Source organism: Cutibacterium porci, assembly GCF_009696315.1.
Taxonomy (GTDB): domain Bacteria; phylum Actinomycetota; class Actinomycetes; order Propionibacteriales; family Propionibacteriaceae; genus Cutibacterium; species Cutibacterium porci.
Genome location: NZ_VUMG01000005.1, coordinates 74,018 through 97,482, shown reverse-complemented (window position 1 = coordinate 97,482; position 23,465 = coordinate 74,018). Strand labels below are relative to the sequence as shown.

The following is a 23,465-nucleotide window of genomic DNA, read 5'->3' as shown; positions in this document are numbered from 1 at the left end:
CGAACATGTCGTCGTTGAACGGTACGGTAAGAGTACCCACCCGATGAAGGAAATGGTGACCATGCCGATCGACGTCCCCGAACTGGTTGAGCAAGTCCTGGCCGGGAGCCGCCAGCACATTGCCAAGGCGCTCACTCTGGTGGAGTCGAGCAAACCGGCCCATCGTGAGAAGGCGCGCGAGATGCTGCGTCAGTTAGCTCCGCACACCGGCAATGCCATCCGGGTTGGCATCTCAGGTGTTCCCGGTGCTGGCAAGTCCACCTTTATTAACGCCATGGGTGGCAAGCTCATTGATGAGTACGGTTACAAAGTTGCTGTCCTGGCCGTCGATCCTTCTTCTACGCGCACTGGCGGATCAATTCTTGGTGATCGCACCCGGATGGGCGATCTCGCTAACCGTGACGAGGCGTTCGTGCGTCCTTCGCCGTCGGGCGGCCATCTTGGCGGAGTTGCCCGCGCCACTCGTGAGGCCATGATCGTCATGGAGGCGGCTGGGTACAACGTCGTCCTCGTCGAGACGGTTGGCGTCGGCCAGTCTGAAGTTGCTGTGGCCGGGATGGTTGATACCTTCCTTATGCTTTCGGTTGCCGGTACCGGAGACCAGCTTCAGGGCATTAAGAAGGGCATCCTTGAGCTTGCCGACGTCGTCGCGGTCAACAAAGCTGACGGTGACAATGCAGGTAATGCGCGAGTGTCCGCCCGAGACCTCTCGATTGCTATGAGGCTTGTGTCCTCGGATGCGGACAAGCGTCGAGTTCCGGTGCTGACCTGCTCTTCGTACACTAAGGAGGGCCTTGACGAGGTCTGGCAGGCGGTTGTCGAGCATCGCGCCTATCTGGAGAAGGACGGTTCTCTTCAGGCTCGTCGCACCGAGCAGCAGCGGGAATGGCTGTGGAATATGGTGCGCAACGAGATCATCGAGTCGCTGGACACTGACCCCAGCGTCCAGCAGACGGCGCAGCGCATTGAGGCCGGCTTAGGCATTGAAGCCACCAGCGCTCTGGAAGGGGCCGAGGAGATTTTGCGTGCATTCGCTCGCGCTGTGCCGCACCTCCCGTGGGCCCAGGGGGAATTGACGAGCGGGTCATAAGCCTGGGGTGAGTGGCCCTCGGCGTGGGCGTACTCGCCATCGACGCTTGCGTGACCGTGACTCTGGGAATGTTTCTCGATCGTTATTCGAGAAATATTCGGGTGACGCCGTGATCATGACCTTGTCGCGCCGTATGTTCATTCCAACATCGGTATACCGAGAGGAATGGGCATATGGCATCACGTCGCACGTTGGCTTTGCTACTCAGCGCGGTCACCGGCGCATCACTTGCTGTGACCGCCATCCCTGGCAGCGCTGCTCCCGGCTTCACGACCTCGCCGCTGCGCACCGCTGATTCCGCGCAATCCACCAGCGGTTTCGTCATTCACTTCAAGGACCATTCGGCATCCGTGCGGGGCATGTCGCGGGCGGCTCGTACCTCCTCCGCGATACATGTAACTACTGCGTCCCTGCGAGGGACGGTGGATCGTGCTGTGAAGGCGCGGGGTGCCCACGTCACCGAGTCAGTGGCTCACGCTAACGACTCTATGTCGGTTCGAGTGTCTCGAGGACTTGATGCCACCGCGGCTAAGGCCTTTGCATCCGAGATCGAACACAACCCAGAAGTGGAGTCCGTTGAGCCCGTCTTGCATATGACGATTAATGAGAGCCGTGACGTCCGCCCCGCCGCAGTATCGTCGGCTCCGAACGACCAGTATTGGAATCATCAGTGGGGACTGAACTCCGAGAAGGGAATCGACGCCCCCGGTGCCTGGAGGACGAGCACCGGAGCTGGAGTGACTGTGGCCGTCATCGACTCCGGTATTACCAGGCACCCGGATCTCGATGGAAAGATTCTGCCCGGCTATGACTTCATCTCCGACGGCAGCACTGCCGGCGACGGTGATGGCCGTGACTCGGACCCGTCTGATGAAGGCGACTGGACGAGGGCTGGGACGTGTACTCGGCGTGACGTCCCGTCATCATGGCATGGGACTCACGTAGCTGGCATCATTGGTGCATCGACTAACAATGGTGAAGGCGTTGCTGGTGCGGCTCCCGCCGCGAAAATTCTCCCGGTACGGGCGCTGGGGCACTGCGGCGGGACCGACGTCGACATTGCTGATGGCATTACCTGGGCATCTGGCGGCAAAGTGCCGGGTGTTCCCACTAATCCCCATCCCGCCAAAGTCATTAACTTGAGTCTCGGCGGCTCGGCTAGTTACTGTCCAGTCAGCTATCAACGAGCCATTGACGGCGCTGTTTCTCGCGGATCCACCATTGTGGTGGCAGCTGGTAACGAGGCGAGGGACGCGAGTAAGTCGACGCCTGCTAATTGCGGCAATGTGGTCGTCGTGGGGGCGACTGGTGAGACTGGCGCCCAGTCGTACTACTCGAATTATGGTTCGGGTGTTGATGTTTCTGCTCCGGGCGGCGATGATCGCACCGGCGATATGATCCTGTCTACCGTCAATGACGGGAAGACGACTCCGGGGTCCCCGGCCTACGGATATATGGAGGGCACCTCCCAGGCTGCTCCGCATGTCTCGGGTGTTGTTGCTCTCATGGTTGCTGACGACCCGGGCTTGACTCCCGCGAGGATTGAGGAGATCCTCAAGCGGTCTGTGAACCCAGCCATGTGCACGTCTAGGTGCGGAACCGGCATTATTGATGCTCGCGAGGCGGTTCAGGCGGCTAAACCAGCCTGATAGCGGAGAGAGTTACCAGGGGACGTCAGGTTCGGTGAGGTCGACAGTCTCGGTGACGGTCTGGCCGCCGTTTCTGACCGTCACCTCGTCACCGGGGTGAAGCTGACGTCCCCGTCGAGTCTCTACCTCACCATTGACGCTGACCATCCCAGATGCAATGAGTTCGCGGGCCTGCCCGCCAGTCTCGGCGAGGTTAGCGAACTTGAGGTACTGGCCGAGCCTGATCATATGGTCGTCGTGCACAATGTCACTGTGTCATGAGACCGCGACACTTCACAGCACGGAATCAATGAAACCGCGTAGACGGTCAGACTTCGGGTTGTCAATGACCTGCTGGGGGGAACCAGCTTCGACGACGACCCCGCCATCCATAAACACGACATGGTCGGCGACTTCCCGGGCAAATCCCATCTCGTGAGTAACGACGATCATCGTCATGCCTTCACGGGCAAGATCCTTGAGGACACTCAGCACGTCACCAACAAGCTCAGGATCGAGGGCCGAGGTGGGCTCGTCGAAGAGCATGAGTTCGGGTTTCATTGCCATAGCGCGCGCAATGGCGACGCGCTGTTGCTGGCCACCGGACAACTCGGCGGGGTAGTGGTCAGCCCGATCAGCCATGCCAACACGGTCTAACAGAGACATAGCCAGCGGTTTAGCCTCTTCCTTGCTGAGCCCCGATACCTTGATGGGTGCCTCCATAACGTTGCCCAAGGCGGTCATATGAGGAAAGAGGTTAAAGCGTTGAAACACCATTCCTATGCGGGCGCGCTGGGCGGCAATGTCCTTGTCAGAAAGTTTTTTGAGCCGACCGTCGGGGAGCGGATCATGTTCGTAGCCCACGCGTTCACCACCGACCCAGATTTCCCCCGCTTCGAAGGTTTCCAGTTGGTTGATACAGCGTAACAAGGTGGATTTACCCGAACCTGATGGGCCAAGTAGGACGCAGACCTCCCCCGGTGCGACGTCAAGGTCTATTCCCTTGAGGATGTGCAGCGGGCCGAACTCTTTGTGCAGTTGCGAGATATGCACCATGGGTTCGACATCGACGGGCGCTTCGACAGATGTACTCACTGCTCGACCTCCAGGGCAATGTTTTTATGCGTCGTCCCGGCTGCCTGAATGGCGGCTTGACGACGCAAACGTTTCGACGAGGATTTTCCGTTGAATCCACGACCAAAGTATTGCTCAAGGAAATGCTGCCCGATCATGAGGACACTCGTCATGACGAGATACCAGAAGGCGGCGACGATGAGGAGGGGGATTGGAGCGTAGATGCGGTTTGCGATGGCGCTGGAAGCGTACTGAAGGTCGAGTGTGAAGGGCACGGCAAGAACCAGCGACGTCGTCTTGAGCATGCCGATGGTTTCGTTACCCAGCGGTGGGATGATGACGCGCATGGCTTGAGGAATAATGACGCGTCGCAAGATGAGAGAGGGTTTCATGCCAAGTGCCTTGGCCGCTTCAGTTTGGCCGACGTCAACAGACTCAAGACCGGCCCGGATGATCTCGGCGAGGTAGGCGCCCTCATTGAGGCCGAGGCCGATGATGGCAGCGGCTAGCGCCGTGACGACCTTTTCTGTCTCGACGCTGGCAAATTGTGGACCGCCAAAGGGCACCCCGATAGACAGAGTGGGGTATAGAACCGCTAACAGGCCCCAAAACACTAACTGTGTGTACACCGGGACTCCTCGGAATACAAAAATGTATGCCCATGACACGCCACGCAAGACGGGATTGCGGGACTGCCTCATAATGGCCATGAGGAGGGCTACCGCGGTTCCAAGGAGCATTGCGGCGAATGTCAACAAGATGGTGTAACCGATACCGGTAATGACTTTGACGTCGCGCAGGTATAGCCACACAACAGGCCATTGATAATTAGGGTTCGTTACGAGGCCTTCGATAAAGGCCAGCGCAAGGATCGCGACGATGACGGCCGCGATCCAGGTGCCGGGGTGTATGACGTCACGGGCCTGAATGCGATGGGGAATATCGGCGTGGTGGTTGACCACCGTAAATGCCTTTCAGCTCGATGTGATCACGATTCGGGATTGACTTCGGAGGTCTCAATAAGACCGTCCTCCGTACCCCACGCGGTCAACAATTTCTTCATGGTGCCGTCGTCAATGAGTTTTTGGGTCGCGACCTGGATGGCTTTTGATAAGCCTCCGTCATTTTTGGCGGTGGCGACACCAAACATGGAGGCATCGGTAATGCCGCCAAGAGCTTCAAGCTTGGACGTCTGTTTGATGGCGTAGGAGGTGATGATCGAGTCGGCGTACAAGACGTCTGCCTTGCCTCCGGCGACGTTTGTGGTGGCGTCAGACTGGGACGCATACGACAGCAGATCAATGGGTTTCTTGCCAGCCTTGACGCACTGCGTCGACTTTTGCTGGGCGGCAGTTTCTTGAGCTGTGCCAGTTTGGACAGCTACGGAGTGACCGCACAAGTCGTTAGGGGAGATGTGTTGAGGATTTCCCTTCGGGACGGCCATCGAGAACCCAGCTTTGAAGTACGAGGTCATGGTGACCTGCTTTTGACGCTCAGGGGTAATTGTGAAGGACGAGACACTGACGTCGTACTTTGACCCGATAGCGGGGATAAGACTGGGGAAGGCCGCGTTGATGGTGGTTACTTTGAGCCCCAGGATCTTACCGACGGCGGTGATGTAGTCGACATCTTGGCCGACAACAGTGGAACCATCGGTATCGATGAATTCGGCGGGCGCGTAGTTGGCTGCTGCGCCGTTGCGTAACGTTCCGGACTTTTTGATGTCGTCGGGAACCATGGCGGCGATGGTCGGGTCCTTCTTAACTGATCCGATGATCTCGGCGTTGGAAGCCGGGCTGGTGCTGCTGGAATTACCGTCGGGGCTGGCTGAATCCTCCGAGGCGTGTGTACATCCGCTCACGGTGAGAGCGGCGACGGCCATGCAGGCGCCGACGGCGTGGCGCAGGGTTTTCATGTGACGTTCCTTCACTGGTGTGGTGTCGGGTAACACCGTGAGGTACATAATTATGCATACGACGGCATAATTTCAAGTTGAGTGGGTGTGGCGGCGGGAGGTCGGGGGCCGTGTGTAGGTGGGGAGGGTCACCAGAACCTTTTGCTTGGCAGCTGTACAAATGGGCAAATGTACTGCAGACGAAGGGACACGATATCTAAGAATAGGTTTGCGTGCGTGCTATCACTCCGTGTAATTAATTACGAGATTAAAGTGGTTCTGTGGAATCATAAGGAGATGGGCTGTAATGAAACGATTCTCGGCTGTCGTTGGAGTTGCTGCGGCATTGACAGTCGGAATGACTGCTGCCGCATATGCTTCTACTAGTGGACCCATAGGGATCGATACGGGGCAGAAAGTCAGTTTTCATGGCCGATACACCTATGGGGTGAGTCATCGGGGCTGGGCTGGTAAGGCGGTGAGGGTTACCGGAACCTTGGCATCAACTGGTCCTAACTCAGGTCATGTCAATGTCCGTCAGCAAGGGTACTCGTGGACGAGAATCGGTCACGTCAATGTTGGTGGCAAAGTGGCTGTCAATTCTGATGTGAGTCCGGGGGATACTCTGCGTGCGGCAGATCTTCGGGTTCAAATCTGCGCCGAGCATTGGTACGGTGACCATTGCGTCGACCGGTTATACCGCGAGTAAAGACTGCCTGGATCGGATATTCTATGGTTAATCGATATTCACTGACTTGTTGTGACGTGGCCATGCAGTTTCCCCATGCGGGCCGACTCGCATTGGACGATGTCTCGCTTGCCATGCCGCCGGGGTCAGTTACCGTGGTTGTCGGTGCTTCTGGCTCGGGCAAATCGACGTTGTTGATGTGCCTTGCCGGTTTGGCGCAGCCGACCAGAGGCCGGGTTGTTCATGGCACTGTGGATATATATGGGCTGAATGACAGACAGCGTGCGGCGTGGCGGTTGCGAACGATCGGCTTGGTGTTTCAGAACTCTGAGCTGGTTCCCGAGCTCACTCTGCGTGACAACATTGCCTTGCCTCTTGAGCTCCTTGGCGCTAGACGCCGGGACGCGCTGAAGCGTGCCGACTCCCTTGCTGAAATCCTTGACCTCAAAGACGCAAGCAGGCGACGCCCCAGCGAGGTGTCGGGAGGCCAGGCGCAGCGTGCTGCCGTGGGTCGCGCCCTAGCGCATCGCCCGGAGGTCGTCCTGGCCGACGAACCCACTGGAGCCTTGGACACCGCGAACCGTCACGCCGTAATCGGACTGCTGGACAATCTGGTTCGCTCCGAAAGCTCTACCTTGGTGATGGTTACCCATGATGAGCACACGCTGCCAGGACATGCTCAGATCGTTCGCTTAGCGGATGGTCGGATCGTCGAGGGCGCGTCGTGAAAAGTATGCGGCTGGCGTTGCGATTGGGCCGCGGGGCGGGTCGTCATGACTGGGCTCGATCATTGATGATGGTTGTTGGTGTGGCTTTGGCTACGCTCGGGTTAGCTGTGGGTATCGCCCTGCCTCGCGTCGCTGCCCAGCAGCAGGAGGTGCGTGATGCACGCACTCCGATTCTTGCTCCCGACGAGCCGACTAGCAGACATACCGGGTTCAAGGTGCAGGACTTACAGGTCGACGGTACGCCCTGGACGAGTTTCATAGTGAGCCACCCCGATGACCGGTTGCCCCCAGGGCTGAAGCACTGGCCCCAACCTGGCCACACCATCGTGTCCCCGCGTCTGAAGTCGTTGATGGACGCCGGAATCGTGAAAATCTCTAGCTTAGGTACGGTCGATCCGGTGGTGATGGATCGGGCCACCTTGGCCTCACCCGATGAACTGTTCTCGATTACGACCACTGCCGATCAGGCTGGTTGCCGCGAGCTAAAGGGCTTCGGCTTGACCAGGGTCGGCGATTCTGGGGCGTCGTCGCGTACCGTGTGGATCGAGGTGGCCGGACTGGTGGGGCTGCCGGCAGCCGTGTTGTTGTGGACGTCGCTGAGCCTGTCGGCTGCCTCGCGCCGTGACAGGTTTAAGACCTTAGTGCGCATGGGATGCGACCCCAACTGGTGCGGGCACGTTTTCGCCGCTGAGGTTTCTGGAACTGCTGGCCTAGGTGCTCTGCTCGGGTTGGCACTGTCTCTTCCCGTTCGCAACGCCCTCGGATCGAGTGGGGTGCTCGGGCTAACCTGGTGGCCTTGGCAAGCGCGGCTGAGATGGCTGACGTGGCTGCTCGTCGTCATCATGGTGATCGTGAGTGGCCAGTTGGCCCGTCGCATCCTGCGAAGATTGCTGGCTTCAACCCACCCCCCGCGCCACCGTGCCCACCGTGGCGGTCATCTGCTCGGGGCCGTCGGTCTGCTCCTCGTCGTGGCTGCGATCGGTCTGGAAGGCTGGATGTGCCTGACGATGGCGCTCGCTCACAACGGCCAGGGGGACCAAGGCGTTGGGTACATCATGGGGGGAGCGATCCTTGGAACGCTTGGTGCCGTCATGTCAGCCCACGTCATCGTCGTATGGTGTGCTGGTCGCGAGCAGGTGAGACTGCCCACTCGCCTCGGGTTGGTCCTGGCCCGCGCCCACTATCCGGATTCCGTTGTGATGGTGGTCGCGTTGACGATCATGGTTGGCCTAGCCGGATTTGGATCAGGATTCGTCATTTCTGGCACGCGTAGCACAGCAGGGGACCCCCACCGCGTCCTCGTTCAAGTCCCCTTCACTGACCGAACAGCCAGCGAACAGCAAGCCCTCCGGCGTATTACCCGGCCTCGACGCATGATGTACCTGACCACCGATGGCCGTACCCTCGTCGCCGCTTCTTGTGCCGATTTAGCCGCCTTCGATCCCGATCCGCAGCCCTGTCCAAAGATGCCGGCAACGACACGAGACGCGCCATCGACATGGACCTTTGACTACGGCAAGCACGCCACGATCCGCATTATCAAGCCCGTCAGCTACCTGCCCGTCACCTACGGTAATGACGCTCTGCTCGACCGCAATGATCCGAGACTGGCAGGTCTGCCGCCGGACATCTTGGAATTCACGGCAGACTCCACAACGGGCGACCTCGATCGTCTCGTGGATCAACTCCACGACGCCGCGCCGTCCTATTCGGTCTATGCCGGGGTTGAGAATCTCGACACTTTACAGGTGTTTATTCAGCAACAGGGAATCATGCGCAGTGGCATGGCGGCCGGATTTCTGCTGATCCTGACGGCATGTTCTGCCGCGTTTGTCGAATTGCGGTGGGGGATGCGGCGTACCATTGCCGTCCAACAAGCTGTGGGTACCCCCGCCCGTGTGCTGCGAAGATCCTTCGTGGTGCAGATGATCGTCACGATCCTGCCAGCCCAGTCGATGTCACTGGTCATCGGTGTTCTGGCTGGCTGGGCGATTAATGCCGCGATCGGATCGACCGACGCGAGTCAATCCTTTGACCCCACTATTGCAGCGCTACCTGCCACGATGTGGGCGGTCAGTGTGATCGCCATTATCGTCACCGCCCACGCGACTGCTGCGCCTCGCTTTCGACTGTCAACCGTGAGAGATACCACGTAGGCAAGGCGCGATACCGCTGACTGCTCAAACCCCGGTATGAGGCAATTGGTTGGCTGACGGAAGCGACGGCCTCACAGTGCCAGAAGTGTTGGATGGCTTCGGGTGCGGGGCAGGGGAGCCGTTTGTCGGCGTCGGGCTAGGAGTAGACACGGACTTGACGGTCAAGGAGGCCACCTCGGACTGAGCCAGGGATAAGACCACCTTGTGGCTTCCCGGCGTCAGAAATGGCAGTCTGAGCACACCTGATCCGTGGGCGTCGGCCATGAGTGTGCCGAGGGTGCTCCCATCGACTGTCACAACGTAACCGGTGTCAGGCTCAAGGTTGGTTGCAGTAACGGTGCGATTCGTGACGGAGAACCCGGCTTTTCGGTATCCCGGACCGCGCAGACCTTCAGGCAGGGAATCCATGCTCACTTTCATCGACTCGCCGATGTCTTGGCAGGATTCATCGGTGCCGAAATGCTTTTCCACGAGCTGGAAAGGATTCTTGGACCCTTGAACGATGCCGTTGATGCCGAAGTCCGAGTCGTTGGACACGGTGACTGTGGCGCCACCGTGAGTCACGGCGACTCCCTCGACTTTGTCATGGGGGAACGTCTTGCCGGACGGATCTGCTGTCCATACCAGCTTGGTGACGTCAAGGTATAATTCACCGACAGCCGGCTTGATGCCGTGAGAGTTAAGGATTTCGGTAGCCGTCGTCTCGTTATTTTTAGCTGATTTATTGGCGGAGATGAGACCCTCAAGCGATTTTCCGTCGACAAGCAGACCGCCCCTAGACGCGCTATATGTTGCTGCTGGGATCGACGATGCATCATTGATATTGGTCGCCTTGGATAAGTCGATGCGATACAGGCGCTTGAACGTATCCGGGCCAGAATCGCCGTCACGCTCGTCGATGAGCAAGGTGTGATTTCCCAGCGCCGTGATTTCCGAGACAGAGGTTTTGGCCTGGCTAAGGTGCAATTGGTACAGATACTGTCCTGTGGTTTTCCCGCTGGCAACGTCGATAGTGACGATGCGGACAAAGGGGACTTTCTTGGAGCTGCCTGATAAGTCTGGGGTTTCCAATGCCGACTGCATGACGCCCACCAGCGTCGTGCCGTCAGGGGTCAAGGTGAGACCTTCCATGCCGCGATTGGGGGTACGAAAGGCTAATTCTCGGGGGAGAGTGCCGTTAAACGGCTTGAGGCGGGAAATCTCATGGCCTTGAGCGTCGACGTGAACGACGTAGGGGCCATATTCATCGGAGACCCAGAAGGTGCCATCAGGGGCGGCGACGAGCCCTTCTGAGTCAATGCCCGCGTGCGACGGGGCGATTGCTGTGCCGTTAATGTCAACGATCGTTTCGCCGGTAGAGGCTTCGGGGTTGACAGCGCCGTTCATGGGGACACCATCTTTGGCGATCAATCCGATGCGCTTGACTAATGTCATATGGCCATTCTGGAGGCGGAATTTGGCGATCGCAGGCTGGAAGGTCACTGGCTCGATCTTGACGTCTTCAGTATCAGAATCTGCATTTGGGCCGCGGTCGGTCAGGCCGTAATACGTGTCATCGGGATCGCCATTGCGATGCGCGAACGCTGACCCGAATCCACTATCGGTGATTGTCACGCCATCTGGCTGTGTGGCCAGCACTGGCGCGTCACCGGTGTACACCTGGATGGCGGTGTCGATGGGTGCGGCCGAGGCAACCGTCAGTGGGCTCGCGAGGGCGGCAGCGCAGGTGGAAGTGGCAAGGCCTAGGGCCAGATAGCGACGCATGAGTCATCCTCTCGACGTGTACCGCCCTAGTCCATCGTGGTGAGATGACGAGACGGTGACGCCGAGATGACAACATCACGCAGCTGGGTATACAACGCCGGTCAGATGATTCGTCGGCTCCAACCGTGCCGCTGACGAAGAGTTCCCAAGCCTAGACATACGAGGTAGATGAGGAAGCTCACCGTCGTGACATAGGGGCTAATGGGTAATCCTGGCCCCAGGGACAACAAGATCCCTCCGACGGCAGAAACCGTTGCAAATGCAATAGAAAGCAGTGACATCGCTAATGGGTGGGCGGTGACTTTCGCGGCAGCGGCTGTTGGGGTGATGAGGAGGCTTAAGACCAGCAGAGCGCCGACGAGTTGCACCGCCATCGCGGTGGTGAGGCCGAGCAGCAGCATGAACACAATCGACAGGAATCGCATCGGAACGCCGCGTGCCTTGGCAGCTTCTGGATCCACCGAGGCAAAGAGCAGTGGCCTCCAGATGATGCCCAAGCACACAGCTACGAAGAGAGCCACAGTGATTAGGGTGCGTAATTCCGTGGTATCGACCGCAACGATCTGCCCGGTCAGGAGTCCGAATTTATTAGACGACCGGCCCTTGTATAGGCTTAAGAAAAGCACGCCAATTCCCATGCCGAATGGCAGCATTATGCCGATAGATGCGTTGCGCTCGGCTGCCTTGACGCCTAGTAATCCCAAGATGAGGGCAGCCACGAGAGACCCGATTACCGCCCCATTGGTCACTGACGCCCCAAAGAACAGGGCTACCGCAGCGCCTGCGAAGGAAAGCTCCGACGTGCCGTGGACTGCGAATGCCAGGTCCCGGGCATGGATCATCGGCCCAATAAGGCCTGCGAGCACGCCAAGGATGATTCCGGCAACGATCGAGCCGCGAACGAGCGGCACCAACTGGCTGAAACTGTCGAAATTGATAATCGTGGAAAAATCCATGTCAGCCTATCTCCTTGGGCTTATCGGAGATTTCTGGGGCGTGTAGGTGGGAGGAGCGTTCCTCGTCAGCGAGCACAATGATGCGATCGCCGTGATGAAATACCTCGACGTGTGATCCGTATAACTCGCTAAGAACATCCGAGCGCAACACCTCGTCGGGAGTGCCAACACAAACCTTGCCGCCCGCCACGTAGACCACCCGGTCGACGTAGGGCAGTACGGGATTGATTTCGTGGGTAACGAAGAGCACCCCGAGATTGCGGGTTCGGCACGCATTATCAATGAGCCGGGTGACGTCTTGCTGGTGACGCAAGTCGAGGCTTGACAATGGCTCGTCGCACAGCAGCAACTGGGGATTGGTGACCAGCGCTTGGGCGATGCGCAGCCGCTGCTGCTCACCACCCGACGTCATCGTCAGCGGGACATGAGCGAAGGCAGTAGCCCCGACTGAGGCAATGGCCTCGTCAATACGGCGACGCCGCGATCGGCTAAACCGGGCGAATCCCCACTTGTGTCCGTCAATTCCCATCCCAACGAGGTCACGGCCACGGATGGGGGCTGTTGTCTCGAGGGAACGCTGCTGCGGGATGTAGCCGATGTGAGTCGAGCCACGGCGCACCGGACGGCCAGCGACCATAGCGGTGCCGGCTGTCAGCGCAATTTGCCCCAGTAGGACTCGCAGGAGGGTGGTCTTGCCAACCCCGTTAGGGCCTAAAACGGCGATGAACTCGCCGGGGTCGACAACAAGGTCGAGGCCTGACCACAGCACTCGGTCCCCGAAGGCGACCGTGGCGCCAGTGAGCCTGGCGGGTTCGATCCTCGTCGTTGCCCCGGCGGTGTCAAAACGATGTGATGCCACGAGTGTCAGGCTAAGCCCTTGTCAATGGAGTCGATGGTGTTGCTCATGAAGTCTGGGTAGTTGTCGATGCCCGTCGGGAAGGTTTCCCAGACCCCAGCCTGCCGGATTTTGGCGCTCTGGGCGGCCTTTTGCAATTCCTTGGTGACGTCGTCACTTGTTTGACCGTTGACGAGAAGAATGGAGACCTTCTTATCGGAGATCAACTGGGCGGTCTCGTGGATGACTTTCGTTGACGGACCGGCCTCAGTTTCAGATTGCTCGACGAATTCGTCGGGGGTGACATTCTTGATCTTCATGTCATCGAGCAAATAGCCGACCACTGGTTCGGTAGCAATTGCGGTGCTATTGGGGTGCTGCTGCCCCACCTTGCCCGCGCGGGCCTTGAGGTCGTCGAGCTTGGACTCGAACTCCTTGAGGTTGTTTTCAAAGGTGGACGTGTTGTCTGGTGAAGCCTTGACGAGGTCAGACTCAACGACCTTGGCCACTTTGCGGGCACTGTCGATTGAGTAGAAGACGTGCTCGTTGAAATCTTGTTGGCCGGGTTTCTTGAGGCCAGAGGTTTCAACGGCGTCAATGACGTCAGCTTGGGAACCGGTGCTCTTGGCGAGGTTGGCAGCCCAGTCGTCGTAGCCACCACCATTAGCAATGACGACCTTGGCTTTCGAGAAGGCGAGTTTGTCCTTGGCGGTTGCCTCATAGTCGTGCGGGTCCTGATCGGGGCTACTGATGACGGAATGGACATTGACCTTGTCCCCACCGACCGCCTGGGCGACCGACCCCCAGACGTTAGTTGATGCGACGACATCGACCGTGCCCGACGCGGCAGCAGAAGAATCGCCCGAGGTAGCGGAGCCGGAATCAGAGTTGCCGGAGCAACCGGCCATGCTCAAGGCGCAGGCGCTGATGGCGGCAAGGGTCAGAAGACGACGATGCATGTGGTGTTCCCTTTCCAGTACGCAAGTGATAACCATTTTCGTATTCATGGGGCGTATCGGCAAGCTAGGGTGGCCAAAGACGTCATGATGATGACGTGAGCTGGGGACGTGCGGTCTTAGGTCAGGGTTTCAAGCACTCGCGAACTGGTGGTGACGTCGATCTGCGGGGCATACAGATTCATGACAGTTAATGCAGCTCGGTGGTTATCGTGTGCAGATCCGGCGCAGGCGTCAGACGCAACCGTCACCCAAGCGCCAGCATCAGCGGCGGCCAAAGCTGTAGTGAGGACGCAGCAGTCGGTGGAGACTCCGGTGAGTACAAGGTGTGGATGGTCGCCGGTGAGTGCCGACAATTGAGATCCCCACTTGCCAAAGGTTGTGACGTCGACAGTTGGGCGTTCCACCCATTCTTGAGCGCCGTGGGCAAGGTTGAACATCGGGTCACTTGCGGGGCGATCTGCAAAGGTCCAGCGGTCAAAGTAGTCGCGCCACGATCCATGGCGAATCGTCGCGGGAATCCAGCGCGTCACGACAGTTCGACCACGAAAAGCGGCGGCCATGTGATTAATCGGGTCGATGATGTCGGGAAAAGTTGGACAGCACCACGGAGACGTGGGGGAGGCAAAGATCATTTGGGGGTCAATGACAATAAGCCATGGTTCACTCATCGGGACTCCTGACGGCGCACGGTGCCGCGCCGGATAATGATGGTGGCGATATAGCCGAGGAACAGTGCCCCGAGCACCCCAAGGTTGGCGTAGGCCCAATCGCCCTCACGCCCACCCAGACCGAGGACCCCAAGGAGATATCCCTGCCAATTATTCCAGCTGACGCCCTCGTAGGTGTTGATGACTAGCCCCCATCCGATGACTGTAACGATGATGAAGATCGTGATTGAGGTGACGTCGAAGCGACCGTAACGTCCAGAACCGTCGAAAAGATCAGCCTCGTCATAGGGGCGCCGGCGCAAGGTGATATCGGCCATCATGATGCCAGTCCATGCTGAAAGTGGCACGCCCAGTGTCACCAGAAAAGACTGGAAAGGAGAAATAAAGTTCGGAGCCACAAAGACGACATACAGCGTGCCGGCGGTGAGAATTGCCCCGTCAATAAGAGAAGCTGCTGGGCGTGGGATTCGGATTCCGAGGGTCAATAAAGTGAGTCCAGATGAGTAGATGCCGTTGATGGCACCAGCCAATAGCGAGAGGATTGCAGCCAATAGGAACGGGATGAGAAACCAAGTTGGAAGGATCGTCGCCAGTGCACCAATAGGATCGGCCCCAATGGCGTCGGAAAGATCCTTTGACGATGCAGCTAACAGCAACCCGCCGGTAATGAGAATGATGAGCGGCAACGAGGCGCCAAAGACATTCCAAAAGGCGATCGCGAATCCAGGAGATGTGCGCGATTGGTACCGTGACCAGTCTGCAGCGATATTCGTCCAGCCCAGACCGGTGCCGGTCATGATGAGGGTGAGTGCGCCGATGAAACCTGGGAAGGACGCCGAAGGTAACGACGTTGCGGCATGCCAGTTAATATGGCTGACCGCCATCGCTAAGTAGATCACAGTGAGGATGCCGGTAATCCAGGTTAAAAAAGCCTGCAATTTCATGATGATGTGATAACCGGCCACCGCGCCACCGATAATGAGGAAGGCTACCACGACCGTGGCGCAGACCTTGACTGAATTACCGGAGCTCCAACCTAGGCGGTGGAAGATTGTTGTCGTAGCTAAGACGGCTGTAATAGCCAGTGATGTTTCCCAGCCAATCGAGGTCATCCAAGAGATAATCCCGGGGATCTTATTTCCTTGAGTACCGAAAGCGGCCCGAGACAGCACCATCGTTGGTGCGGAGCCGCGCTTGCCAGCGATAGCGATAATTCCGCAGAAGCCGAAAGAGATGATAACACCGATTAAGGTTGCTGCTATCGCTTGCCAGAAAGACACCCCGAATCCCAGTATGAAGGCCCCGTAACTCATTCCGAAGACCGAGACATTGGAGGCAAACCAGGGGAGGAAAAGGTCACGGGGCCGGGCGATGCGCTGTGATTCTTCGACGATCTCGATTCCAGTCGTCTCGATGCCCGCGCGTGGTTCCGTGCTCGGCTCGGTAGCGGTCTGCGTCATGAGCTGTCCTCTCGGGAGTATTAGCGGCGATATTCTTACACCGTGTCGTCGTCACACTGTCGGTCGTCCGGGTTACAGTCGTGGCATGAGCATCGACGCTGATACTTGGATCTCTCCATCCCCACGCCCTGCTGACCTGGTTGACGAGGCAGTTAGCCAAGTCCACACCTGGTTACGAGACGCCAATGGTGTATCGAAGCGGCGGACAAATCGAGCACAGATCGCTGCAGGCCTACTGTCCGACGTGCTGTCTCACCCGGCTGGTTTGCCCTTCACCCTGGCCTTTATTGACCGGGTTGTCCGCCCTGAAGATCCCCGCACTGCTGCGGCGAATCTTGCCGAGCTAGCCAAGACAGATTGCTCATTTCTGCCCAGTGCGTTGCAACTTGCGGTGCGAGCAGGCGGACGCATGGCTCCCATCGCCCCTGACGTCGTCGTCCCAGCCGCGCGTAATGCATTGCGGCAGTTGGTGGGCCATCTGGTTGTCGATGCACGGCCTGCCCACCTGACGCGCACCCTTAAAGCACTGCGACGCACGGGTGTCAGGCTTAATCTCAACCTCTTGGGCGAGGCCGTGCTAGGCGATCGTGAGGCGGCGTCCCGGCTTGAAGGAACGATGGCTCTCTTGGCTCGTGACGACGTCGACTACGTGTCGATCAAAATTTCCGCCGTTGTCAATCAGCTTGATCTGTGGGCCCATGATGCGACAGTTGACGAGGTCGTCGAGCAGTTGCTGCCGTTGTACCATCTGGCTGCGAACGCTCCGACACCGAAGTTTATTAATCTCGATATGGAGGAGTACCACGACCTTGATCTGACGATCGAAGTCTTCCAGAAACTCCTTGATCGCCCGGAGCTGCGCCACATGGAGGCGGGAATCGTCTTGCAGGCCTACCTTCCCGATTCCCTTGCCGCTCTGCAGGGCCTCGTTGAGTGGGCTGATCGTCGCACCGCTACTGGTGGAGCGGGCATCAAGGTGCGGTTGGTGAAAGGTGCCAATCTTGCGATGGAGAGGGTAGACGCTGAAATTCACGGCTGGCAGCAGACGCCGTGGCCGTCGAAACTAGCCACTGACACTCATTACAAACGGATTCTCGACTGGGCACTCACCCCTGAGCGCACCCAGTCAGTGCGCTACGGAGTCGCTGGTCACAATCTGTTCGACATCGCGCTGACAAAGCTGCTAGCTGAGCGTCGTGGCGTCAGGGATCGTGTCGAATTCGAGATGCTGCTCGGCATGGCTCCTGACCAAGTTGAGCGCATTGGAGCTGACGTGGGCGGACTGTTGCTCTATACGCCGGTCGTCGATCCTGCCCACTTTGATGTGGCGATTAGTTACCTGGTGCGTCGGCTGGAAGAGAACGCTGCCAGTGAGAACTTCATGTCGGCTGTTTTCCAACTCGGTCACGATTCCACACTCTTTGCTCGTGAAGAGGCCAGGTTCCGCACCGCTGTAGCTGGAGTGACGAGAGTCGTACCGCAGCCTCGTCGTCGGCAAGAACCCGATCGGGTGCCGGACCTGACTGAGGGATTTGTTCAGTCCACCGATTCCGACCCCTCCTTGCCGAATATCCGGAGCTGGGCTGATGAGGTCGCCGAGAAGATGAAGAACTGTCAGCTGGGAGAGTCGACCCTGGCCGACAACCACATTGAGAGCGCCTGTCAGGTCGATGCCATCATTGCTACCGCACTCGACGCCCAGCAGGCGTGGGCCGACCGTGGTGGACACGCGCGCGCCGATGTACTGCGCTCGGTGACACATGTTTTTGCCGCCCGACGCGGTGACTTGTTGGCGGTGGCTGGCGCTGAAACTGGCAAGATTGTGGCTGAGGGTGACGTCGAGGTGTCCGAAGCGATCGACTTCGCCGCCTGGTATGCCGACCGAGCTGAGGAGCTCGATGCCGTCGATGGTGCCCAGTTCGTGCCGCCGCGAGTAACTGTCGTTACACCGCCATGGAACTTCGCCCTCTCGATTACCGCTGGTTCCACCCTGGCAGCCCTGGCCGCTGGATCGTCGGTACTTCTCAAGCCCGCCCCACAAGCCCGCCATTGTGCTGCCGTCATCGCCGAGTGTCTGTGGCAGGCCGGGATCCCACGCGACGTCCTGCAGCTTGTCGATGTTGAGGAAAATGAGGTCGGTCAACATTTGGTGAGTCACCCGGAGGTCGATCGGGTCATTCTTACTGGCGCGTGGCAGACAGCTAAGCTATTCCGCTCCTGGCGTCATGACTTGCCGGTGCTGGCGGAGACTAGCGGCAAGAACTCCATCATCGTTACCGAGAATGCTGACTACGATTTGGCGGCTGCCGACATCATCAAGTCAGCGTTTGGCAATGCCGGGCAGAAGTGCTCAGCGGCGTCTCTCATCATCCTTGTGGGGCAGGCTTATCGTTCCAAGCGATTGCGCCACCAAATTCTCGACGCGGCGTCCTCGATTCGGGTGGGATCGCCATCCGATCTGCGCTCTCAGATGGGTCCGCTTGCCGAGCCTGCCAGTGGAAAATTGCTCGACGGGTTGACCAAGCTCGATCCAGGCCAGGTGTGGGCATTGCAGCCGGTGCGTATTGACGAGGACGGTCGGTATTGGTCTCCGGGCGTGCGGGGTGGCATCAAGCCGGGTGACCCGTACCACCTCACTGAGTATTTCGGTCCGATTACCGGAATTATGTACGCCCCCGACCTGGCCACCGCTATCGAATACCAAAACGGCACCGCCTATGGCCTTACGGCCGGTCTGCACTCTCTGGACCCCTCCGAGATCGAGTTCTGGGCTGAGAGGGTCGAGGCTGGAAACCTCTACGTCAGCCGGGGTATTACGGGAGCTATCGTCGGTCGTCAGCCCTTCGGCGGTTGGAAACGCTCTGCAGTCGGCCCAGGTGCCAAGGCCGGTGGCTACCACTATCTACAGGTACTGGGGTCGTGGCGACGAGCTGCGACGACGACTCCGACCCCGGCCGATCGTCCCTGTGCTCTGGTTGAGCAGTTCATTGGGCATGTCGAGGGGCTGATGACTCGCGACGAACGCGCGTGGCTCCTCGACGCCGTTGCCCGCGATGCCCACGAGTGGGGCGAATGGTTTGGACGCGCAACTGACATTGGCGGTCTGGAACGAGAGCGCAACGTTTTGAGGTATCGCCCGGTGTCGACGCAGATAAGAGGTTGCGCCGACGCCAAGCTGGTTGATGTCGCTCGTGTTGTTGCCGCTGGCCTTGTGGCTGCCGGAAACGACGTTTCGGTGAGTTTGGCTCCGGGCATCGACGCTGGGTTAGGCCGCGCGTTACGTTCGGTCGGGGTGGCCGTCACCACTGCCAGCGACGAGGACTGGTACGCCAGCCGGGGTGCTGGCCGGGTCCGACTCGTCGGCGGCGATCCCGCTCGAGCTGCCGATGAGGCTGACGGAGACCCCGACCTAGCCTTGTGGTGCAACGAGGTCACCGCTGCCCCGCAGATCGAACTTCTGCCCTTCCTGCGGGAGCAGTCGGTCACGGTGACAGCACACCGATTTGGCAATCCGGATACCGGGGCCCTGTCGCTGAGACTGTGAAGCTTCCGTGTGAGCTACCGCCGGGGATCAATAGCGATCTTGACCCCGGCGTGGCCGCGCACTGCCTCAACAGCCTCTTTCCAATGGGACAAGCCGAAAACATGAGTGACGATAGAGGTCTCGTCGATATCTGCGCGCCCGAGCATGTCGACTGCTCGGTGAACGTCAGCGCGACGGGCATTCGACCCTCCAGAGACGGTCAGCTCTTGATAATGCACCGTATTGGGGGTGATCGTCGCGGTTGACCCTTTGGGGAAACCGGCGAACCAACTCACTCGCCCTCCGGGGGCGGCAAGATCGAGAGATTCCTCGGCTAACTCATGTCGACCAATAGCAACAATGACGAGATCGGCCCCGTAGCCGTCGGTGTGCTCGGCGACAACCTCGGAAAGGTGATCTGGCCCGGTCGTAATGGCACCCATGGCGGCGGCGCGTTCGCGTCGATCAGCGTGCTTCTCGCACAAGATGACCTTTCCAGCTCCGCATGCCACATTGAGCTGTGTGTGGAGCAGACCTATAGCGCCGCCACCGATGATGACGACGGTCTCCCCAGGGTTTACCCCGCCGTGACGGCGGTGCCCATTGAGGACGCAGGAGAGCGGTTCTGCCAGGGCTAGTCGAGTAGCCGGCATCTCAGTGGTAGCCGGGATGATGTTTCCACGAGAGACGGCCCGGGCCGGTACACATAACCATGGTGCCAGCCCACCGTCGAGGCCGTATCCGATGAGTTCACAGTGGCTGCACAAGTGCTCCTGTCCCGCCAGACATGCCCGACAGATGCCGCAAGAAACGACGATAGAGACAGTCGCCTGCCGCCCCACGGTCAGCCCTTCAACCCCGTCGCCGAGAGACGCAATCCTGCCCGCGATTTCGTGGCCGAGGGTGACGCCTGGCCGCACTCCGGTCGTTTTCTCACCGGAAATGATACGAAGGTCGGTGCCACAAATCGTCGTCGCTTCGACGGCCAGCACGACCTCACCCGGGCCGGGGGTGGGGACGGGTTTTTCGGCCAGCTGGACGTCCCCAGGGCCATTGAGGACCAGAGCAGGCATGGTGTGCGTCATGAGATCTCCTTCGACGGCTCTAGTGTTGCATTTCCGCGGTGCCGGACAGGTCACGGAGACTGCAATTATCATCGGATATGAGGAAACCCCCATCGACGATGATGATCGGAGACCTAGCTATGACACGACTTGTGGATAATCCTGATGATTTCCCGTCTCAGGCGGTCGCCGGCTTTGCCAGTGCCTTCCCTGGCCATGTGAGGCCGGTATTCGGAGGAGTGGTTCGCGCTGCCCGTACTCATCGCAAGGTTGCCCTCGTCGTCGGTGGGGGATCGGGCCACTACCCAGCCTTCGCCGGGTGGGTTGGTCCAGGTTTCGCTGATGGTGCGGTATGCGGGAATATCTTCTCTTCCCCCTCGGCTTCCCAGGCTTATTCGGTGTGTAAAGCCGCCGATCGAGGTGCTGGAGTTCTCATTGGTTTCGGTAACTATGCCGGTGACGTGCTGCATTTCGGACAGGCGGCAGAGCGACTCCGCAGTGAGGGAATTGATGCGCGTTGCCTGCTCGTCACTGACGATATTGCGTCTGCGCAGGATCACCTGGCACGCCGTGGCATCGCTGGCGACCTGCCTGTTTTCAAGGTCACGGCGGCAGCGTGCGAGGAAGGCCGAGATATCGACGAGGTCGTTAGGGTGTTCAACCGGGTCAACGATCGCACCCGCTCCTTCGGAGTCGCCTTTGCTGGTTGTACTTTGCCGGGAGGTGACGAGCCACTATTCCGGGTTAAACCGCACCACATGGGCGTGGGCATGGGCATCCACGGTGAGCCGGGCATCCACGACGAGGCACTCGGCACCGCAGACGAGGTGGCTGCCATGCTTGTCGACGGGTTGCTGGCTGATCGTCCTGAGAACGCTGGAACACGAGTGGTGCCGATCGTTAACGGATTGGGCAGTACCAAGTACGAAGAACTCTTCGTATTGTGGAATGACATGTGCTGTCGTCTTGAGGCAGCTGGCCTGACGATAGTCGATCCGCAGGTGGGAGAGTTCGTCACGAGCCTTGACATGGCTGGGGTCTCCTTGACCCTCGTCTGGCTCGACGATGTCATCGAGCCGCTGTGGTTGGCCGCATGTGACACCCCTGCATTCCGTCGCGGAGTCATCGGCCAGGTAGAGCTTGATACCACGGCCCTTCCCCAAACAGCAGAACACGTCTCGGTTGTGCATCCGGGGTCTCGGGCCTCTCAAGAGACCGCCGATGCCATTGTCACCGCGCTCGAAGCGGTGGCAGTGCGACTGGCGGAGTGCAGCAGTGAGCTGGGTCGCCTCGATTCTGTTGCTGGCGACGGCGACCACGGGATTGGCATGACGCGCGGCTCCCAGGCAGCCCTAGCCGAGGCACGTAGGGTGAGAGAGGATGGAGCCGGAGCAGCAACCACCCTCAATGCGGCCGGTTCGGCATGGTCTGAACATGCCGGTGGGACCTCAGGTGCGTTGTGGGGAGCAGCACTGACGGCTTTCGGGGCTGCGCTTGGCGACGACGATCCGGCAGACGACCACATCATCCGGCACGCTACCCGAGCAGCCCTTGACGCCGTCACGTCGCTGGGTGGGGCCAAGGTCGGCGACAAGACGATGATCGACGCCATGGACCCCTTCGTGACGACCCTCGAGTCGTCGTCAGACCAGCTGCCGCAGGCGTGGGAATCGGCCTGCCATAGCGCCGGTGTGGCAGCACAGGCGACCTCCGAGATGACGGCCAGGGTCGGTCGGGCGCGCCCGTTGGGGAAGAAATCGCTAGGTACACCTGATCCGGGAGCAGTGTCCTTTCACGAGGTTGTCGTCGCAGTCGGATCCGTGCTGTCGAAGTGAGTGCTGATTGAGTGGAGGCTTCGCGCTCAGTGTTGACTGAGTGGAGGCTTCGCACTCCAGGGAAACACTATCCACTTGTCGGTAGCCTTCCACACGAAGTCCGGGTCGATCATGGTCGTGGGCTTGGAGTAGAGCACTGCCGAGCGGACGTCGGCGCCAAAACCGCGCAGCAAATCAAGGACCAGGGCAAGGGTGCGACCGGAATCGACGACGTCGTCGACGATCAGGATGCGCTTGTTCCTGATGGATTCGGTGTCGAGCATCGGGGCCAGTAAAACAGGGTCAGGAAGGGTTTCCTGGACATCGGTGTAGAACTCGACGTTGATGGCGTCAGTGAGCTTGATCCCGAGGGAGTACGTGAGGGCTCCGCCAGGGATCATGCCGCCGCGCGCTACGGCGATAAGGATCTCGGGATTAAACCCCGAATCATGGATGTGGCGAGCTAATTCATCGGTGGCGTCACCGAAGGTTTCCCAGGTGAGAATTTCCTTGTCTTCAAGGTCGCTGGCGTCAGCATGGTACGCGGTCATAGCGTAACCTTAGCCATGCGGGCGCCGCGTTCCGGCGTAGCTCGGACTCTTGGTGGGTCGTGATCGACGGCACTGTGTCAGCCCACAGCTAGCTGCATGAGTACAGCGGTGCGCCAGCCCCCGAATTTGTAGGCGATGTGCGGTAGCCGTCCGACCTCAGTGAAGCCCATGGCCGAGTGGAACCCGATACTGCGTTCGTTCTCCGAATCGATCACCGATAATAGGTTGCGCAGGCGGTGATCTGCGCGAGCGTGGAGGATGAGTTCGGTCATGAGCTTGCGTCCCACCCCGTGCCCGCGCGCCGGGGTATCGAGCCAGATCGTCACCTCTGCAGTGACGTCATATCCGCCGCCGGTACGGAACTGGTGGTAATTGGCGTACCCCGCCAGGGCTCCGTCGACCTCTGCTACCAGAACCGGTCTGTCATCGGCGACCTGTTCGCGCCACCATGACAGCCGGTCCTCGACGGTGGTGTCGACCGATGTGTAGGAGTAGGTCGTTGCCACAGCGTGTTCGTTATAAATGCGGCTTGCGGCGGGAAGATCGCGTTCCTCCATGTCCCGGATGTTGACGTCCATGGACGGTAAAGTAGCGGTCACGTAGGGGCCGACGT

19 protein-coding genes and 1 pseudogene are annotated in these 23,465 nt (G+C 59.3%); 7 read left to right on the top strand and 13 right to left on the bottom strand.

Annotation, left to right across the window (positions count from 1 at the left end):
- Positions 1-43: 43 nt before the first annotated feature.
- Both meaB and FYJ43_RS11580 read left to right on the top strand, forming a co-directional pair.
- Complete coding sequence (gene meaB, locus FYJ43_RS11585; protein ID WP_154565050.1) at positions 44-1,090, top strand: methylmalonyl Co-A mutase-associated GTPase MeaB; 1,047 nt, start codon at positions 44-46, stop codon at positions 1,088-1,090.
- 173 nt (positions 1,091-1,263) lie between these two features.
- Positions 1,264-2,739 (top strand): S8 family peptidase, encoded by a 1,476-nt coding sequence (locus FYJ43_RS11580; RefSeq protein ID WP_154565048.1) that lies wholly within the window; start codon positions 1,264-1,266, stop codon positions 2,737-2,739.
- A gap of 12 nt (positions 2,740-2,751) precedes the next feature.
- On the opposite strand, the gene FYJ43_RS11575 is transcribed toward FYJ43_RS11580, so the two are convergent.
- The 4 genes from FYJ43_RS11575 to FYJ43_RS11560 form a co-directional block, all read right to left on the bottom strand.
- Complete coding sequence (locus FYJ43_RS11575) at positions 2,752-2,967, bottom strand: RNA-binding S4 domain-containing protein (RefSeq protein WP_154565166.1); 216 nt, start codon at positions 2,965-2,967, stop codon at positions 2,752-2,754.
- Between the two features lie 45 nt (positions 2,968-3,012).
- Positions 3,013-3,774, bottom strand: coding sequence for an amino acid ABC transporter ATP-binding protein (locus FYJ43_RS11570; RefSeq protein ID WP_154565164.1), 762 nt, complete (start codon positions 3,772-3,774; stop codon positions 3,013-3,015).
- Positions 3,775-3,809: 35 nt separating this feature from the next.
- Positions 3,810-4,493 carry an amino acid ABC transporter permease gene (locus FYJ43_RS11565; protein WP_229771766.1) on the bottom strand — a complete coding sequence of 228 codons (684 nt, stop codon included), beginning with the start codon at positions 4,491-4,493 and terminating at the stop codon, positions 3,810-3,812.
- A gap of 287 nt (positions 4,494-4,780) precedes the next feature.
- Positions 4,781-5,707, bottom strand: coding sequence for an ABC transporter substrate-binding protein (locus tag FYJ43_RS11560; RefSeq protein ID WP_154565046.1), 927 nt, complete (start codon positions 5,705-5,707; stop codon positions 4,781-4,783).
- 286 nt (positions 5,708-5,993) lie between these two features.
- Between FYJ43_RS11560 and FYJ43_RS12380 the strand changes: the two genes are divergently transcribed.
- The 3 genes from FYJ43_RS12380 (at position 5,994) to FYJ43_RS11545 (ending at position 9,258) form a co-directional block, all read left to right on the top strand.
- Positions 5,994-6,395, top strand: a complete 402-nt coding sequence (locus FYJ43_RS12380; protein WP_229771759.1) for a hypothetical protein — start codon at positions 5,994-5,996, stop codon at positions 6,393-6,395.
- Between the two features lie 23 nt (positions 6,396-6,418).
- Positions 6,419-7,102 carry an ABC transporter ATP-binding protein gene (locus tag FYJ43_RS11550; RefSeq protein ID WP_195839992.1) on the top strand — a complete coding sequence of 228 codons (684 nt, stop codon included), beginning with the start codon at positions 6,419-6,421 and terminating at the stop codon, positions 7,100-7,102.
- 68 nt (positions 7,103-7,170) lie between these two features.
- Complete coding sequence (locus tag FYJ43_RS11545; RefSeq protein WP_154565160.1) at positions 7,171-9,258, top strand: ABC transporter permease family protein; 2,088 nt, start codon at positions 7,171-7,173, stop codon at positions 9,256-9,258.
- 519 nt (positions 9,259-9,777) lie between these two features.
- On the opposite strand, the pseudogene FYJ43_RS11540 reads toward FYJ43_RS11545, so the two are convergent.
- The 6 genes and pseudogenes from FYJ43_RS11540 to FYJ43_RS11515 form a co-directional block, all read right to left on the bottom strand.
- Positions 9,778-11,022: pseudogene (locus FYJ43_RS11540) on the bottom strand (esterase-like activity of phytase family protein); the annotation flags it as partial.
- A gap of 101 nt (positions 11,023-11,123) precedes the next feature.
- A complete protein-coding gene (locus FYJ43_RS11535; RefSeq protein WP_154565042.1) occupies positions 11,124-11,978 on the bottom strand; it encodes a metal ABC transporter permease in 855 nt (284 codons plus the stop codon).
- Position 11,979: 1 nt separating this feature from the next.
- Positions 11,980-12,837, bottom strand: coding sequence for a metal ABC transporter ATP-binding protein (locus FYJ43_RS11530; protein WP_326833621.1), 858 nt, complete (start codon positions 12,835-12,837; stop codon positions 11,980-11,982).
- A gap of 5 nt (positions 12,838-12,842) precedes the next feature.
- Entirely contained in the window at positions 12,843-13,772 is a 930-nt protein-coding gene (locus tag FYJ43_RS11525; protein WP_154565038.1) for a metal ABC transporter solute-binding protein, Zn/Mn family, read from the bottom strand.
- Positions 13,773-13,888: 116 nt separating this feature from the next.
- Positions 13,889-14,440 carry a cysteine hydrolase family protein gene (locus tag FYJ43_RS11520; protein ID WP_154565036.1) on the bottom strand — a complete coding sequence of 184 codons (552 nt, stop codon included), beginning with the start codon at positions 14,438-14,440 and terminating at the stop codon, positions 13,889-13,891.
- Complete coding sequence (locus tag FYJ43_RS11515; protein ID WP_154565034.1) at positions 14,437-15,900, bottom strand: purine-cytosine permease family protein; 1,464 nt, start codon at positions 15,898-15,900, stop codon at positions 14,437-14,439. Before FYJ43_RS11515 ends, FYJ43_RS11520 begins: the two co-directional genes overlap by 4 nt.
- 85 nt (positions 15,901-15,985) lie before the next feature.
- Between FYJ43_RS11515 and FYJ43_RS11510 the strand changes: the two genes are divergently transcribed.
- On the top strand, positions 15,986-19,444 hold the full coding sequence (locus tag FYJ43_RS11510; protein ID WP_154565032.1) for a bifunctional proline dehydrogenase/L-glutamate gamma-semialdehyde dehydrogenase: 3,459 nt from the start codon (positions 15,986-15,988) through the stop codon (positions 19,442-19,444).
- A gap of 14 nt (positions 19,445-19,458) precedes the next feature.
- Here the strand turns inward: FYJ43_RS11510 and FYJ43_RS11505 are convergent, their stop codons facing one another.
- On the bottom strand, positions 19,459-20,508 hold the full coding sequence (locus FYJ43_RS11505) for an alcohol dehydrogenase catalytic domain-containing protein (RefSeq protein ID WP_154565030.1): 1,050 nt from the start codon (positions 20,506-20,508) through the stop codon (positions 19,459-19,461).
- Positions 20,509-20,627: 119 nt separating this feature from the next.
- Between FYJ43_RS11505 and FYJ43_RS11500 the strand changes: the two genes are divergently transcribed.
- Positions 20,628-22,322 carry a dihydroxyacetone kinase family protein gene (locus FYJ43_RS11500; protein ID WP_154565158.1) on the top strand — a complete coding sequence of 565 codons (1,695 nt, stop codon included), beginning with the start codon at positions 20,628-20,630 and terminating at the stop codon, positions 22,320-22,322.
- A gap of 26 nt (positions 22,323-22,348) precedes the next feature.
- Here the strand turns inward: FYJ43_RS11500 and FYJ43_RS11495 are convergent, their stop codons facing one another.
- Together FYJ43_RS11495 and FYJ43_RS11490 are read right to left on the bottom strand one after the other, a co-directional pair.
- A complete protein-coding gene (locus FYJ43_RS11495; protein ID WP_154565028.1) occupies positions 22,349-22,852 on the bottom strand; it encodes a phosphoribosyltransferase in 504 nt (167 codons plus the stop codon).
- A 77-nt stretch (positions 22,853-22,929) separates the two neighbouring features.
- Positions 22,930-23,430, bottom strand: a complete 501-nt coding sequence (locus FYJ43_RS11490) for a GNAT family N-acetyltransferase (RefSeq protein ID WP_154565156.1) — start codon at positions 23,428-23,430, stop codon at positions 22,930-22,932.
- Positions 23,431-23,465 lie beyond the last annotated feature (35 nt).

What these genes read in the sequence shown, in the direction of transcription:
- meaB (WP_154565050.1), top strand. Translation starts at nt 44, where the DNA reads ATGAAGGAAATGGTGACCATGCCGATCGACGTCCCCGAACTGGTTGAG.
- FYJ43_RS11580 (WP_154565048.1), top strand. Translation starts at nt 1,264, where the DNA reads ATGGCATCACGTCGCACGTTGGCTTTGCTACTCAGCGCGGTCACCGGC.
- FYJ43_RS11575 (WP_154565166.1), bottom strand. Translation starts at nt 2,967, where the DNA reads ATGATCAGGCTCGGCCAGTACCTCAAGTTCGCTAACCTCGCCGAGACT.
- FYJ43_RS11570 (WP_154565164.1), bottom strand. Translation starts at nt 3,774, where the DNA reads ATGGTGCATATCTCGCAACTGCACAAAGAGTTCGGCCCGCTGCACATC.
- FYJ43_RS11565 (WP_229771766.1), bottom strand. Translation starts at nt 4,493, where the DNA reads ATGAGGCAGTCCCGCAATCCCGTCTTGCGTGGCGTGTCATGGGCATAC.
- FYJ43_RS11560 (WP_154565046.1), bottom strand. Translation starts at nt 5,707, where the DNA reads ATGAAAACCCTGCGCCACGCCGTCGGCGCCTGCATGGCCGTCGCCGCT.
- FYJ43_RS12380 (WP_229771759.1), top strand. Translation starts at nt 5,994, where the DNA reads ATGAAACGATTCTCGGCTGTCGTTGGAGTTGCTGCGGCATTGACAGTC.
- FYJ43_RS11550 (WP_195839992.1), top strand. Translation starts at nt 6,419, where the DNA reads ATGGTTAATCGATATTCACTGACTTGTTGTGACGTGGCCATGCAGTTT.
- FYJ43_RS11545 (WP_154565160.1), top strand. Translation starts at nt 7,171, where the DNA reads ATGGTTGTTGGTGTGGCTTTGGCTACGCTCGGGTTAGCTGTGGGTATC.
- FYJ43_RS11535 (WP_154565042.1), bottom strand. Translation starts at nt 11,978, where the DNA reads ATGGATTTTTCCACGATTATCAATTTCGACAGTTTCAGCCAGTTGGTG.
- FYJ43_RS11525 (WP_154565038.1), bottom strand. Translation starts at nt 13,772, where the DNA reads ATGCATCGTCGTCTTCTGACCCTTGCCGCCATCAGCGCCTGCGCCTTG.
- FYJ43_RS11520 (WP_154565036.1), bottom strand. Translation starts at nt 14,440, where the DNA reads ATGAGTGAACCATGGCTTATTGTCATTGACCCCCAAATGATCTTTGCC.
- FYJ43_RS11515 (WP_154565034.1), bottom strand. Translation starts at nt 15,900, where the DNA reads ATGACGCAGACCGCTACCGAGCCGAGCACGGAACCACGCGCGGGCATC.
- FYJ43_RS11510 (WP_154565032.1), top strand. Translation starts at nt 15,986, where the DNA reads ATGAGCATCGACGCTGATACTTGGATCTCTCCATCCCCACGCCCTGCT.
- FYJ43_RS11505 (WP_154565030.1), bottom strand. Translation starts at nt 20,508, where the DNA reads ATGACGCACACCATGCCTGCTCTGGTCCTCAATGGCCCTGGGGACGTC.
- FYJ43_RS11500 (WP_154565158.1), top strand. Translation starts at nt 20,628, where the DNA reads ATGACACGACTTGTGGATAATCCTGATGATTTCCCGTCTCAGGCGGTC.
- FYJ43_RS11495 (WP_154565028.1), bottom strand. Translation starts at nt 22,852, where the DNA reads ATGACCGCGTACCATGCTGACGCCAGCGACCTTGAAGACAAGGAAATT.
- FYJ43_RS11490 (WP_154565156.1), bottom strand. Translation starts at nt 23,430, where the DNA reads ATGGACGTCAACATCCGGGACATGGAGGAACGCGATCTTCCCGCCGCA.